General features: G+C 62.3%; 11 protein-coding genes and 1 pseudogene. 4 read left to right on the forward strand and 8 right to left on the reverse strand.

Translation table 11 applies throughout. The annotated features are described in order from the left end of the window. Nucleotides 1-783: deoxyguanosinetriphosphate triphosphohydrolase (locus EOD15_RS15790; protein WP_127408618.1), on the reverse strand; the 783-nt coding region annotated here is incomplete at its 3' end. 90 nt (nucleotides 784-873) lie between these two features. Here EOD15_RS15790 and erpA point away from each other — a divergent pair. From erpA to EOD15_RS15810, 4 genes are all read left to right on the forward strand, one after another. Beyond that, nucleotides 874-1,221, forward strand: a complete 348-nt coding sequence (gene erpA, locus EOD15_RS15795; protein WP_127270656.1) for an iron-sulfur cluster insertion protein ErpA — start codon at nucleotides 874-876, stop codon at nucleotides 1,219-1,221. A gap of 1 nt (nucleotide 1,222) precedes the next feature. Continuing rightward, complete coding sequence (locus EOD15_RS15800; RefSeq protein ID WP_127323280.1) at nucleotides 1,223-1,618, forward strand: VOC family protein; 396 nt, start codon at nucleotides 1,223-1,225, stop codon at nucleotides 1,616-1,618. Nucleotides 1,619-1,635: 17 nt separating this feature from the next. Continuing rightward, entirely contained in the window at nucleotides 1,636-2,430 is a 795-nt protein-coding gene (gene xth, locus EOD15_RS15805; RefSeq protein ID WP_032901394.1) for an exodeoxyribonuclease III, read from the forward strand. An 88-nt stretch (nucleotides 2,431-2,518) separates the two neighbouring features. Further along, nucleotides 2,519-2,818 (forward strand): hypothetical protein, encoded by a 300-nt coding sequence (locus tag EOD15_RS15810; protein WP_127322110.1) that lies wholly within the window; start codon nucleotides 2,519-2,521, stop codon nucleotides 2,816-2,818. A 49-nt stretch (nucleotides 2,819-2,867) separates the two neighbouring features. Here EOD15_RS15810 and EOD15_RS15815 read toward each other — a convergent pair whose 3' ends face one another. From EOD15_RS15815 to EOD15_RS36785, 7 genes and pseudogenes are all read right to left on the reverse strand, one after another. Beyond that, a complete protein-coding gene (locus tag EOD15_RS15815) occupies nucleotides 2,868-3,707 on the reverse strand; it encodes a tetratricopeptide repeat protein (RefSeq protein ID WP_127270686.1) in 840 nt (279 codons plus the stop codon). Next, nucleotides 3,694-5,418: a dihydroxy-acid dehydratase gene (gene ilvD, locus EOD15_RS15820; protein WP_127270685.1), complete on the reverse strand. Its 1,725-nt coding sequence runs from the start codon at nucleotides 5,416-5,418 to the stop codon at nucleotides 3,694-3,696. Before ilvD ends, EOD15_RS15815 begins: the two co-directional genes overlap by 14 nt. Before the next feature lie 306 nt (nucleotides 5,419-5,724). Beyond that, a complete protein-coding gene (locus tag EOD15_RS15825; RefSeq protein WP_127321879.1) occupies nucleotides 5,725-6,945 on the reverse strand; it encodes an OmpP1/FadL family transporter in 1,221 nt (406 codons plus the stop codon). A 358-nt stretch (nucleotides 6,946-7,303) separates the two neighbouring features. Continuing rightward, the gene (locus tag EOD15_RS15830; protein WP_127321878.1) at nucleotides 7,304-10,087 is read right to left on the reverse strand and encodes a valine--tRNA ligase; all 2,784 of its coding nucleotides are present in this window, start codon (nucleotides 10,085-10,087) and stop codon (nucleotides 7,304-7,306) included. Between the two features lie 220 nt (nucleotides 10,088-10,307). Continuing rightward, a complete protein-coding gene (locus tag EOD15_RS15835) occupies nucleotides 10,308-11,132 on the reverse strand; it encodes a PopZ family protein (protein ID WP_127408619.1) in 825 nt (274 codons plus the stop codon). Nucleotides 11,133-11,337: 205 nt separating this feature from the next. After that, nucleotides 11,338-12,729, reverse strand: a complete 1,392-nt coding sequence (locus EOD15_RS15840; protein WP_127322716.1) for a TolC family outer membrane protein — start codon at nucleotides 12,727-12,729, stop codon at nucleotides 11,338-11,340. A 181-nt stretch (nucleotides 12,730-12,910) separates the two neighbouring features. Continuing rightward, nucleotides 12,911-13,034, reverse strand: a pseudogene (locus tag EOD15_RS36785) (protein-L-isoaspartate O-methyltransferase); the annotation flags it as partial.

Here is a 13,034-nt window from a genome sequence, read left to right on the forward strand (position 1 = left end):
GCGCACATCATCGAGGGAGTGATAACGTGAGCGAACGCCTTTCAGGATCGTTCCCGGCAGCGAAACCGTCTCCAGCATGTCCAGCGTCAGCAGCCCTGCCCTCAAACCGTCATCGATGTCATGCGTGTTGTAGGCGATATCGTCGGCGATCGCCGCGCACTGCGCCTCGATGCCGGCGAACCGGTCGAGTTCGAGGTCATGCAGTTCAGAGTAATCACGGATCGCCTGCGGCACCGGCCCTTTCAGACCCTTGCCGTTGGCGTCCGTCAGCGGCCCATTGTGCTTGACCAGGCCTTCCAGCGTTTCCCAGGTCAGGTTGAGCCCGTCGAATTCGGCGTAGCGCGCCTCCAGCCTCGTCACGATGCGCAGCGATTGCGCGTTGTGGTCGAAGCCGCCCCAGGTAACCATCTTCTCGTTCAGCGCGTCCTCGCCGGTGTGGCCGAAGGGGGTGTGGCCGAAATCATGCACCAGCGCCACCGCCTCAGCGAGATCCTCGTCGCCGCGCAGCGCCCGTGCCAGGGCGCGCGCTATCTGCGCCACTTCGATCGAATGGGTCAGCCGGGTGCGGTAATGGTCGCCTTCATGCGCGATGAAGACCTGCGTCTTGTGCTTGAGCCGCCGGAACGCCGTCGAATGGATGATGCGGTCACGGTCACGCTGGAATGGCGTGCGGGTCGGGCTTTCCACCTCGTCGAACAGCCGCCCGCGCGACTTTGCCGGATCGCAGGCATAGGCGGCGCGCGGCCGATAGCCGAATCCGATGTCGCCCAACTCGTTGGTCATGGCTGATGCTGCCGCAGTTGACTTAGCCAGGTTGACTTGGCCCCTCGCGCTTCATACCTATCATGTGAAACCGAAAGCAAGGTGACGCCCATGGGCGCTGATGCCAAGACTGCCATGAAAGTCGATATGACCGAGGCCGCCGCCAGGCGGATCGCCAGGATTGTCTCGAACGAGGCCGGCAAGACGGCGCTGCGCGTGTCGGTCGAAGGCGGCGGCTGCTCGGGCTTCTCCTACAAGTTCGACCTGGTCGATACGCGCAACGACGACGACGTCGCTATCGAGAAGGACGGTGCCACCGTGCTGATCGACGATCTGTCGCTGGTCTATATGGGCGGCTCTGTGATTGATTTCGTCGACGATCTGATGGGCCAGTCGTTCCAGATCCGCAATCCGAACGCCGTCGCCTCCTGCGGCTGCGGCACGAGTTTCTCCATATAGAATGCCTGCCATTGGTGCGGTCCGTCAGATCGCGCTGTCGGCTGGCCGTGATCTCGACACCACGCTGGCTTTCTGGCGCGACGTGCTCGGCATGGCGGTTCATGCGCGCTTCGATCCGCCAGGCATCGCCTTCATCATGGCCGGCGATATCAGGCTGCTGTTCACTGACGGCATACCGGCCGGAACCGTCTATCTAGACATATCGGGCCTCGATGACTTCCATGCCTCTGCGGTCGCGGCAGGCGTACCCTTCACCGCGCCGCCAACACTTGTCCATCGCGACACGGAGGGCCAGTTCGGTCCAGCGGGGGAAAGCGAATGGATGGCCTTCCTAAAGGACCCGGCTGGCAATACGATTGGCCTCGTCGAACGCCATCCGCCGCAAGAATCCAACTGAACAGCATCGAGACCGCCATGAAAATCGTCACCTGGAACATCAACGGTGTCCGCGCCCGCATTGGCAATCTCACCCATTGGCTGACCGAGAGCGCACCCGACATCGTCTGCCTGCAGGAGATCAAGACCGTCGACGAGCAATTCCCGCGCGCCGAGATCGAGGCGCTTGGCTACAATGTCGAAACCCATGGCCAGAAGGGTTTCAACGGCGTCGCCCTGTTATCGAAGCTGCGCTTCGACGAAGTCATCCGGGGCCTGCCCGGCGACGATGCCGATGAACAGGCGCGTTTCATCGAAGGCGTTTTCTCAACCGACAAGGGTGCCTTGCGTGTCGCCTCGCTCTATCTGCCGAACGGCAATCCGATCGATGACGAGAAGAAGTTCCCTTACAAGCTGTCCTGGATGGCGCGGCTGGAGCGCTGGGCTGAAGAACGGCTGAGACTTGAGGAGGCCCTGGTGCTCGCCGGCGACTACAACGTGATTCCCGAGCGGATCGACGCGCGGTTTCCGGAGAACTGGCTGGGCGACGCCCTGTTCCAGCCGCAGACGCGACAAGCCTTCCGGCGGCTGCTCAACCTTGGTTTCACCGAGGCGGTGCGCGCGGTCACCGACGCGCCCGACACCTATACGTTCTGGGACTATCAGGCCGGCGCCTGGCAGAAGAACAACGGCATCCGCATCGACCACCTGCTTTTGTCGCCGGAAGCCGCCAACCGGTTTTCTTCCGCGTCGATCGAAAAGCACGTGCGCGCCTGGGAAAAACCGTCCGATCACGTCCCGGTGGCGATCGATCTCGCGCTTCAGCCGGCCTGAGAGAACCTCGCCGGGCACGCAGGCGCTGGACCTCATATCGCCACATTTCGCGCCGTTCATTGCGGTCCAGCATGGCGGCTGGGGTTCCATGAGCACACGATTTCATCTTTGTCCGATCGGCCTGGCATTTGCCATGGCCGCTCCCGGTGCGGCATTTGCCGACCAGGAATGCCTGGCCAATGGAAAATCCTACCAGCTTGGCCAGGTCGCCTGCCTGACGGTTGCCGACCGGAGCCATCTGGCCCGCTGCGACATGGTGCTCAACAACACATCGTGGACGAAGATCGGGGATAGCTGCCCGGAAAACACGCTGGCGCCACACCCCCATGTCACGCCGATCTCGATGCCGGCGCCCAGCATGGTGCCGACGGAGCCGATCGAGAACTGATCGCGATCGAAAATCGAGTGCTGCTGGTGAAGCTGACGCAGCCGCGAGACTACTGGTCCGCGTTGTTGCCCTTGGTGAGGATATCATCGGCCAGCGAGATCGCGGTGCGGCGGTCGGCCTCGCCGGCGGTGGCGAATGCCTCTTCCTGCATGCCGCGGATCCAGGGCTGGTCAGCCGGCGAAGCGCGTTCGAGCGCTGCCGTCATCATCGCCAGGCCGCGAACGATCTTGCCGCTCTGGAACAACAAATGGCCCAGTGTCGCCTGGGCGCCGGCATGGCCTTTCTCGGCGGCGAGTTGGAACCAGCGCCCGGCCTGCTTGACACTGGCCTTCACGCCGCCCTCGCCCTTCAAGAACATCTGCCCCATCTCGAACTGCGCGTTCGGATTGCGGTAGTTGGCGGCGGCGCGCATGTAATATTCCTGGGCCGCCACCTCGTTCTCGGCGACCGGGCTGCCGGGAATGCCCGTGCGCAAATAGTCGCCAAGCGCCACCAGCGCGTCGGAGACATAGCTTTCCTCAGGCGAGCCGGGCTCGACGTCCTGGTCGACGATCTCGGAGAAGAACTTGAACGCCTCATAGTCGTCGCGCGCCACGCCGTCGCCCTCGGCATACATGCGGGCAAGCTTCCAGGTGGCACCGATCTGGCCGTTTTCGGCAGCGTATTTATAGGCCTCGGCAGCCTGTTCCTTGTGGCCGTTCTTGTAGGCGGAGAAGCCGAACTGGAAGACCGCCCAGGGGCTGGATTGCGGCTTCACCCCGGTCTTGTCGTCGAACACCTTGTCGTCGAAGGCCATGGCCTGGCCCACGGCGCCAAAGGTCGCGCCAAATGTGGCGGCCACGACCAGTGCCGAAAAGACAGACGACCTCAACAACTCAGATGTCCGCATAACAGTGTGTTTCTTTCGCACCGCCCGGATGGGTCACCGCGCCATCGCGCGCCGGCCCTACCGTCTGTGCATATTTCCATATCGCGCCCGACTGATAGTCGGTCGTGCGCGCCTTCCATGTCTTTGCCCTCGCCGCCAGTTCGCTATCGGACAACGCCACATCGATCGTGCCGTTCACCGCGTCGATCGAGATCACGTCACCATCCCTGAGCAGTCCGATCGGGCCGCCCACGGCTGCCTCGGGGCCGACATGGCCGATGCAGAAACCGCGCGTCGCGCCCGAGAAGCGCCCGTCGGTGATCAGCGCCACCTTGCCGCCCATGCCCTGGCCGTATAGCGCTGCCGTCGTCGACAGCATCTCGCGCATGCCGGGGCCGCCGCGCGGCCCTTCGTAGCGGATGACGAGAACCTCGCCTTCCCTGTAGTTGCGATGCGTCACCGCCTCGAAACATTCCTCTTCCGAATCGAAGCAGCGTGCCGGGCCGGAGAACTTCAACTCCGCCATGCCCGCGACCTTCACGATCGCGCCTTCGGGGGCAAGGTTTCCCTTCAAGCCCACGACACCGCCGGTTTGGGTAATGGGTGTGTTGGCCGGGCGGACCACATCCTGATGCTCATTCCAGACAACGTGCTGCATGTTTTCGGCCAAAGTGCGGCCAGTCACGGTCATGCAGTCGCCATGCAGATAGCCGTGGTCGAGCAGCGTCTTCATCAGCAGCGGAATGCCGCCGGCCTCGAACATGTCCTTGGCGACATATTTGCCGCCCGGCTTGAGGTCGGCGATGTAAGGCGTCTTCTCGAAGATCTTGGCCACGTCGAACAGGTCGAATTTGATGCCGGCCTCGTGGGCGATCGCCGGCAGATGCAGTGCCGCGTTGGTCGAACCGCCGGTGGCCGAGACCACGGTCGCCGCATTCTCCAGCGCCTTCAGAGTGACGATGTCGCGCGGCCGGATATTTTTCGCGATCAGCTCCATGATCTTTTCGCCGGAGGCGAAATTGAACCGGTCGCGCATTTCATAGGGTGCCGGCGCGCCGCAGGAATAGGGCAGCGCCAGGCCGATCGCCTCGGCGACGGTGGCCATGGTGTTGGCGGTGAACTGGGCGCCGCAGGAGCCGGCCGACGGGCAGGCCGCCTGCTCGATTTCGAGAAGTTCGGCATCATCGATGGTGCCTACCGAATGCTGGCCAACCGCCTCGAACACATCCTGCACGGTGATCTGGCGGCCGCGATAGCTGCCGGGCAGGATCGAACCGCCATAGATGAAGATCGACGGCACGTTGAGCCGCACCATGGCCATCATCATGCCGGGCAGCGACTTGTCGCAGCCGGCGAGCCCGACCAGCGCATCGTAGCAATGGCCGCGCATGGTGAGTTCGACCGAATCGGCGATGACCTCGCGCGACACCAGCGACGACTTCATGCCCTGGTGACCCATGGCGATGCCGTCGGTGACGGTGATGGTGCAGAATTCGCGCGGCGTGCCGCTGGCGGACGCGACGCCCTTCTTGACCACCTGCGCCTGGCGCATCAGCGAGATGTTGCAGGGCGCCGCCTCGTTCCAGCAGGAGGCGACCCCGACCAGCGGCTGCGCAATCTCGGCCGCCGACAAACCCATGGCATAGAGATAGGAACGATGCGGCGCACGCGCCGGACCGACGGTCACATAGCGGCTAGGGAGCTTAGCCTTGGAGATGACTTTGGCGTCCATACTCTTCCTTGCCCCATCTTCCCTGCAAATGGGGCGGAGCGGCTGCCCCCTCGCCGAGCCTTTTGGCGCGTGTCCCGAGACAAGATCGAGGTGCGCCGGGTTTATGGCGGGAAATAGGCAATTTCCTCAGCCCGGCTTCCAGCGCAGGGGTTGCTCAGAAAGTGTTGCCAAAACATCACAATAGCAGGAGGCGCAGGCGGTGCGAATTATATGAAATGCAGCTTATACTGATGGCGCGCAGGCAAGGCCCGCCCAAATGAAAAAGGCCGGGTATTGCCCCGGCCTTTTTGTAAAACTCTCAAAGGGTTAGAACTTGATCTTGATACCGCCAGAAATTGCCGTGACCAGATCGTTGCCGAAGTCATAGCTGTCATCGGTGCCGGCGATGTAGCCGTTCTCGCCAGCCAACTCCCCTGAATGGCCGCTGGTCAGCACACCGACCGCACCTGCCAGACGAACCTCGATGTTCGGCCTGGGCGTATAGGCAACGCCACCACCCAGCGTCCAGGTATCGGTCTGTGCACCATAGCCATGCGACGTGCCACGATCCCAGGAAAGCTGCCCAGCGGCACTCCACTGATCATTGAACTTGTGACCGATACCGCCCGTGACAGTCCAGCCGTCACGATACATCAGGTCGAGTGAAGTCAGTTGGCCCAGACCATTCGTTACGCAGAATGAGGAGGGTGTACCCTGGGCACAGATCGGAACGCTTTGCAGGACGCTCCAATTGACCCACTTGATCGAACCGAAAGCGAGCCAGCCAGGTGCGATGCCCGACTGCAGTTTCAATTCGAGCGAATCCGGCATTGACTCCTCCGCACCGTAAATCGGTTGGGAGACGATGCCGCCGATGTTCAGAGTACCAGAGATATTGTCGAGCTTCACTTGTGAATTGTAGACAAGGCTGGCGCGCAGCGCGATATCTGGAATTTCATAGGCGACGCCCGCACGCCAGCCCCAGCCATCGGCCTCCAGATCGACACGACCGACCATCGTGCCTAAGCCGATATCTGTGTAGTTCTCCTTGAAGCCATAGATCTTCTGGTAGAAAACACCGCCTATAAACCGAAGCTGGCCCTTGCCGGCGTCCATCTTGTAGGAGCAGGTAGCTGCGTAGTTGTCGCTCTTGATGTCGGTTTCGATATTCGAAAACGCGCCATTCCACGCATTTCCCGGCGCGGTATGTGCACCCCAGGGCTGCGAATAGTCGACCATGCAATCGACGCCTTGAACAACCTGGACCTTGGCTCCAATGCGCGGAACCCAATAGCCTTCGGCTCCGTCGGCCGAGGTGCCCAAACCGAGATCGGCTCCGCCCGGACCGCGCGCATTCTTGTACTTGCGGTCCGGCATCACATAGGTCGCTTCCGCTTCGGTCGCGAACGGAGCCGGATCGAACAACAGGTCGATATCGTAACCGCCGCGCTCCAGGCCGCCGGCATGTGCCGGATTCATCGCCGTCCCGATCAAAGCCAGCGAAAAGCAGCCCGCTCCCAGCAGCGCTTTCAGTCGCAGAATAGTCATGAAATGTCCTCCCCGAATTCGAGTGCATCAAGCTAGAACCAATTCAGGTTAACGGTGCAACAACGAATTCGCGGGCGTACATGTACACATTGGCCAGGCGCATTTTCGAGGAAATGCAACCTAGTGCGGCAAAGCCGTAAAATGGTCTGTGAAGGCTGAGCGGCTCTCAAAAAACAGAGAGAACCATCCAAAAAGGCTCGAAAACAGGCCTTTTTTGGGCTCCAGGAGCCCCATTGTTACATTATGGCAACAATGGGGCTAAAACTTCCGTTTACGTCAATATTAACGCAACGGCATGCAGATTTTCGACGCGAAAAACCAGCACTTTAGAGAGGGCTAAAGTCTCGCGAATCTATCCTCAACCGGCGTCGCGAACCCTGGCCAACGCGACCGACAGCTTGTCCTGCGCATCGCGGTATTCAGCGAGCTTTTCACGCTCGGCATCGACGATCTCGGCCGGCGCGCTGGCGACGAACCTTTCGTTCGACAGCTTCTTGTGCAGCCGCGCGATCTCCTCGGTCACCTTGGCCAGTTCCTTCTGCAGCCGAGCGGCCTCGGCGGCGAGGTCGATCAGGCTGCCAAGCGGCAGGCAGATCGTCGCCTCGTTGAGCACGATCTGCGCCGCACCCTTGGGCGCGACATCGGCAAGCGAGATGTCGCCGACCCGCGCCAGCCGCTTGATCGCCGATTCTTCGCGGACAAGCCGTTCGCGTGTCACATTGTTGGCGCCGACCACGACGAGCGGTGCAATGGCTGCCGGCGGCACGTTCATCTCCGAGCGCACCGAGCGGATGCCGGAGACGAGATCGACCAGCCAATTGATGTCGGCTGCAGCCTCGGCGTCTTCGAAGTCCGGCGACGGCCACGCGGCGTGGCACAGCAGCGAGGGGCGTTGCTTGCCTTCGCCAGCGGTCTGCGCCCACAGTTCCTCGGTCATGAACGGCATCATCGGATGCAGCAGCTTATAGATCTCGTCGAGCACGAAGGCGACGCAGGCACGGCTTTCGGCTTTGGCCGCCTCGTCGGTGCCCATGAACACCGGCTTCAGCAATTCCAGATACCAGTCGCAGAACAGGTTCCAGACGAAGCGGTAGGCGGCACCCGCCGCCTCGTTGAAGCGGTATGAGGTGATGCCGTCGGTGATCTCGCGCGCCGCGCGCGTCAGCTCGGTCAGGATCCAGCGGTTGACCGCCAGCCTGGCGTCGTTCAGCCAGAAATCGTCATTGCGCGCGACCTCGTTCATTTCGGCAAAACGCGTCGCGTTCCACAGCTTGGTGCCGAAATTGCGATAGCCGGCGATGCGCGCCGGATCGAGCTTCACGTCACGGCCTTGTGCCGCCATCACCGTCAGGGTGAAGCGCAGTGCATCCGCGCCATATTCGTCGATAAGGTCGAGCGGATCGATGACGTTGCCTTTCGACTTCGACATCTTCTGCCCGTTCTTGTCGCGCACCAGCGCATGGACATAGACGGTGTGGAATGGCTCCTCGACCATGAAGTGCAGACCCATCATCATCATGCGGGCGACCCAGAAGAAGATGATGTCGAAGCCTGTCACCAGCACGTCGGTCTGGTAGTAGGTCTTCAGCTCGGGCGTCTCGTCGGGCCAACCCAGCGTCGAAAACGGCCACAGCGCCGATGAGAACCAGGTGTCCAGCACATCCTCGTCGCGGGTCAGGATCTCGCCCGGCTTGAAGTTCTCCAGCTTGTCCTCGACCCAGGCCTTCCACGGTCCTTCCAGCGCCAGATAAAATTCGATCGCGGCGCTCAGCGCCTCTTCCTCGGTCTTCTCGACGAAGACGCGCCCGTCCGGCCCGTACCAGGCCGGGATCTGGTGACCCCACCACAGCTGGCGCGAGATGCACCAAGGCTGGATGTTCTCCATCCAGTCGAAATAGGTCTTCTCCCAGTTCTTCGGCACGAAGTTCGTGCGACCTTCGCGCACGGAAGCGATCGCCGGCTTGGCCAGTTCCGCCGCATTGGCATACCATTGCTCGGTCAGGAATGGCTCGATCGGCACGCCTCCGCGATCGCCATGCGGCACGGCGTGGCGATGCGGCTCGACCTTTTCGAGGAAGCCGCCCTCTTCCATCAACTCGACGATCTTCTTGCGTGCGACGAAGCGATCGAGGCCGTCGAGTTCGTCCCATACAAGCTGGCGCTCCGGCGTCACCTCGAGACCGGCAAGGAAATCCTCATTATCCCTGAGGCTCACCGCCGCCTCCGTGGTCAGGATATTGATCGCCGGCAGCTTGTGGCGCTTGCCGACCTCGAAGTCGTTGAAGTCATGCGCCGGCGTGATCTTGACCGCGCCCGAACCCTTTTCCGGATCGGAATACTCGTCCGCCACCACGGGAATCCTGCGACCGACGATCGGCAGGACGATGTTCTTGCCGACCAGATGCCGGAAGCGCTCGTCGTCAGGGTGCACGGCGACGGCCGTGTCGCCCAGCATCGTCTCCGGGCGCGTCGTCGCCACGGTGATGAAGGTTGTTGGGTTTTCCGGGTCGAAGACCTGGCCCTCTATGGGATAGCGGAAGTGCCAGAGATTGCCGTTGACCTCCTGCTGCTCGACCTCGAGATCGGAGATCGCGGTGAGCAGCTTGGGGTCCCAGTTCACAAGGCGCTTGTCCTTGTAGATCAGCCCTTCCTTGTAGAGCGTGACGAACACTTCGAGCACGGCTTTGGACAGGCCTTCGTCCATGGTGAAGCGTTCGCGTGACCAGTCGGCCGAGGCGCCCAGCCGCTTCAACTGGTTGAAGATGGCGCCGCCGGATTCGGCCTTCCACTCCCACACTTTCTCGATAAACTGCTCGCGGGTCAGGTCGCGGCGATGGATTTGCTTTTCCATCAGCTGGCGCTCGACAACCATCTGCGTGGCAATACCGGCATGGTCCATGCCCGGCTGCCACAGGACGTTCTTGCCGCGCATTCGCTCGAAGCGCACCAATATATCCTGCAGCGTGTTGTTGAGCGCGTGGCCCATATGCAGCGAGCCGGTAACGTTCGGCGGCGGGATGACGATCGTAAATGCTTCCGCCCCCTCCTCGGCGCCGGCACCGGCGCGAAACGCGTCGGCCTCTTCCCAGACTTTGGCGATCTTCGGCTCGACGGTTTTGGCGTCGTAGGTCTTTTCAAGCATGGGAAAATGGTCCGCGCTGTCGGGAGTTTTGCTGGTCCGGTGTAAATCGGAAGGTTTTGGCCAAGTCAACCGCAAGGGCTGTCTCGGACCCTCACAACCAGATAGGCGCGGCCTTGGTCATTTCAACGGAAAGCGATCCGCCGTCCTGCCAACAAACTGACCTCACCAAAAGAAACGGCGCCACGAAGGCGCCGTTTCCTCTAGCAATCGGCATGGGGAGCTACTGCGCCCCGCGCGCCACGCGCTCGATCTCCTCGCGCACCAGTCTTTCGACCAGTGTCGGCAGATTGTTGTCCAGCCAATCCTGCAGCATCGGCCGCAGCATCTCTTCGGCCATCTCGTCGAATGTCTTCTTGCTGCGGCTGGCAAACGCATCGGAAAGCTCGCCAAAGGCAGCCGCGACCTGACGTCCGGTATGCTCGGAAACGATCGCCGGACGCGGCGCGTCGCTGGCCGCCACCGGCCGCACCACGCTTGCATCCGGACGAGACGGCTCGGGTTCGACGGCTACTTTCGCGGTCGGTTCATCCCTTGGAGTCTCCACGGACGGCTGGGCAGCCGTCTTGCGTGCCTCGCTCCGGTCCGACACCGCCCTCGCCTGCTCACCGACCGCGGCGATCTCACGACGCCAATCGGCGATGGAAGCGTCGGCGACAGGACGCGATCCCGGCGATTCAACCGTGATTGGCTCGGCGGCGACGCGGGCGCTAACTTCGGCAAGTGTCATCGATGGCTTTGCCGGGCTGGGATCGGGGCGCGCAGGCGTTTCCATGCGCGCGACCACCGGCTCGGCCGCCGGCAACTGTGCCTGGACTTCCGCCAGCGTCACCGGCTTCCTGCCTTCGGGGGCGGCATGCAGGTCGGCACGGAATGCTTCCACGTCGGGGGCCGCATAGGCGTTCGACGCGCGCTCCAGATCCTGGCTCAGCTCATCGGCGTCGCCCGGCTGCTTGCGGCCGCCGTCGCTGTCCTCGATGATCCGCCTGATGGAAGCCAGTATCTCTTCCATGGAAGGTTCGCGCTGTGCGCTGCTTGCCGTTGCCATCGTCACATCCGCCGCCTTTGTGACCCCTGTGGGTTTCCGCTCCGGCAGAGCCGGATCGAATCATGGCGACAGCGTAACCGACGGATCGCCGCACGAGAATCCCCAATCTGGGGACTTGTGGGATTTCAACAGATTAGCGCAATCTGAACCCGAGTGCGAAAGATCCTGCTCAAACGGGGAACACGGCCAGTCCTGGCAGAACGCCTCAGCGGCCGTCCGGCGTGCGCAGGCCGTACCACTTGTCCTTGACCGCGTTGTAATGCTCTTCAGGCTTGTACTTCGCTACCTGCAAGCCAAGGCGGTCGACGGACAGACGGCCGGTCGCCTGCAGAATGGCGTAACTCGCCACCACCACATCATGTTCGTAACCGGCCTGGTTGATCTGGGCGGTGATGACCGTCGCCTGTGCGTTGAGGACGTCGAGCGTGGTGCGCTGGCCGACATTGCGTTCTTCGATGACACCGTTCAGTGCCAGCTTCGCGGCCTCGATCACTTGCCTGTTGGCCGTCAGCTGCTGCTGCGCGGCGGTATACTCGGTCCAGGCGGCGGTGACGGCCTGGCGCACCTGGTCGCGGCTGACGTCGACCTGGATGCGGGCCTGGCTGAGTGATTCCTTGTTCTGGCGCACGATCGCCGAGGTGCGGCCACCCGAATAGATCGGGATGGTCAGCGTTGCCCCGACACTGGCTGAATTGGTCGTGCCATCCTGCGAACCGACGCCTGGCAAAGGCGAGGTATTGCGATAGGCGCTCGAAACGCCGGCGGAAGCCGACAGCTGCGGCAACAGCGCGCCTTCGGCCGACTTCACCGAAAACGCGGCGGCGTCGACCAGATGCTGCGTGGCAAGGATGGCCGGATGCTCGTTCGAGGCCACCCCGACGGCGGCGGCGAGGCTCGACGGCAACAGCTTTGCCACCGGCGAAGCGCCCTTGAGCTTGCCCGGCTCGTCGCCGACGATCTGGCGATAGAGCGCCGCACTTGCCAGCGCCTGCGCCCGGGCAGCACTCAGCGATGCCACGGCGGCGGCGCGTGAGGCGTCGGCCTGGGCGACATCGGTGCGCGTGCCTTCACCAACTTCGAAACGCGAACGCGCCGCGCGCGCCGTTTCGGTCAGGAACTGCAGGTTCTGCTCGGTCAGCACAGCGACCTGCCGGTCGCGAATCACGTTCATATAGGCCTGGGCCGCGCTGAACAGGATGCCCTCTTCGGTGTTGCGCAGGCTTTCGACCGAAGCCCGGACCTGCGCTTCGGCGGCAGCGACATTGTTCCTGGTCTGAAAGCCGTCGAACAGCGTCTGGTCGATCTGGACGCCAAAATTGCCGGTGGTCAGCCGCACGCTTGAATTGGTGCCGTTGAGATGGCTGCTCGAATAATCGATATTCGCCGAGCCGGTGACAACCGGACGGTAGCCCGACTTGGCGATGGCGACGCCCTCGTCGGTGACGCGAACGCCGGCGCGGGATGCATTCAGCGAAGAATTGTACTGGTAGGCCTTTGCAAGCGCGCCGGAGATGGTTTCGGCTGAAGCGGCCAGTGGGGACAGCATGGTCGCCGAAACGAGGACGGCGGTGAAAAGTGACTTGCGTAAAGACGGCACGGTTAAACCCTCATTCGTTTTCCATGGGAACCGCGCCGCGCCTGCTTCTCTCATAGATCAGCCGGCGCCGCGTGTTCGATGTTCCCTGCTGCTCACCCCAAAGTGCCCCCAGTTTGGCATCAGCAGCGATCGTTCAAATGCAAGCGACCATGACAAAGCCTCTGCTGCAAGGCCAAATCATTCAGAATTCGAAAGCACGAATGCGTTCAAACCCCGGTAGTGGCTTAATTGCCGCATTAAATGCCCGTCTTCCGGTTACAACCCCCCCGGCCTTGAAAAAGAGACGAGCCACGCCGGAATTGCCC

It is taken from the genome of Mesorhizobium sp. M7A.T.Ca.US.000.02.2.1 (assembly GCF_003996995.1).
In the GTDB taxonomy this organism is placed as follows: Bacteria; Pseudomonadota; Alphaproteobacteria; order Rhizobiales; family Rhizobiaceae; genus Mesorhizobium.

Excerpts from the sequence above, each read along its gene's own strand:
- EOD15_RS15830 (WP_127321878.1), bottom strand. The coding sequence starts at position 10,087 with ATGCTTGAAAAGACCTACGACGCCAAAACCGTCGAGCCGAAGATCGCC.
- EOD15_RS15810 (WP_127322110.1), top strand. The coding sequence starts at position 2,519 with ATGAGCACACGATTTCATCTTTGTCCGATCGGCCTGGCATTTGCCATG.
- EOD15_RS15825 (WP_127321879.1), bottom strand. The coding sequence starts at position 6,945 with ATGACTATTCTGCGACTGAAAGCGCTGCTGGGAGCGGGCTGCTTTTCG.
- EOD15_RS15815 (WP_127270686.1), bottom strand. The coding sequence starts at position 3,707 with ATGCGGACATCTGAGTTGTTGAGGTCGTCTGTCTTTTCGGCACTGGTC.
- ilvD (WP_127270685.1), bottom strand. The coding sequence starts at position 5,418 with ATGGACGCCAAAGTCATCTCCAAGGCTAAGCTCCCTAGCCGCTATGTG.
- erpA (WP_127270656.1), top strand. The coding sequence starts at position 874 with ATGGGCGCTGATGCCAAGACTGCCATGAAAGTCGATATGACCGAGGCC.
- EOD15_RS15800 (WP_127323280.1), top strand. The coding sequence starts at position 1,223 with ATGCCTGCCATTGGTGCGGTCCGTCAGATCGCGCTGTCGGCTGGCCGT.
- xth (WP_032901394.1), top strand. The coding sequence starts at position 1,636 with ATGAAAATCGTCACCTGGAACATCAACGGTGTCCGCGCCCGCATTGGC.
- EOD15_RS15835 (WP_127408619.1), bottom strand. The coding sequence starts at position 11,132 with ATGGCAACGGCAAGCAGCGCACAGCGCGAACCTTCCATGGAAGAGATA.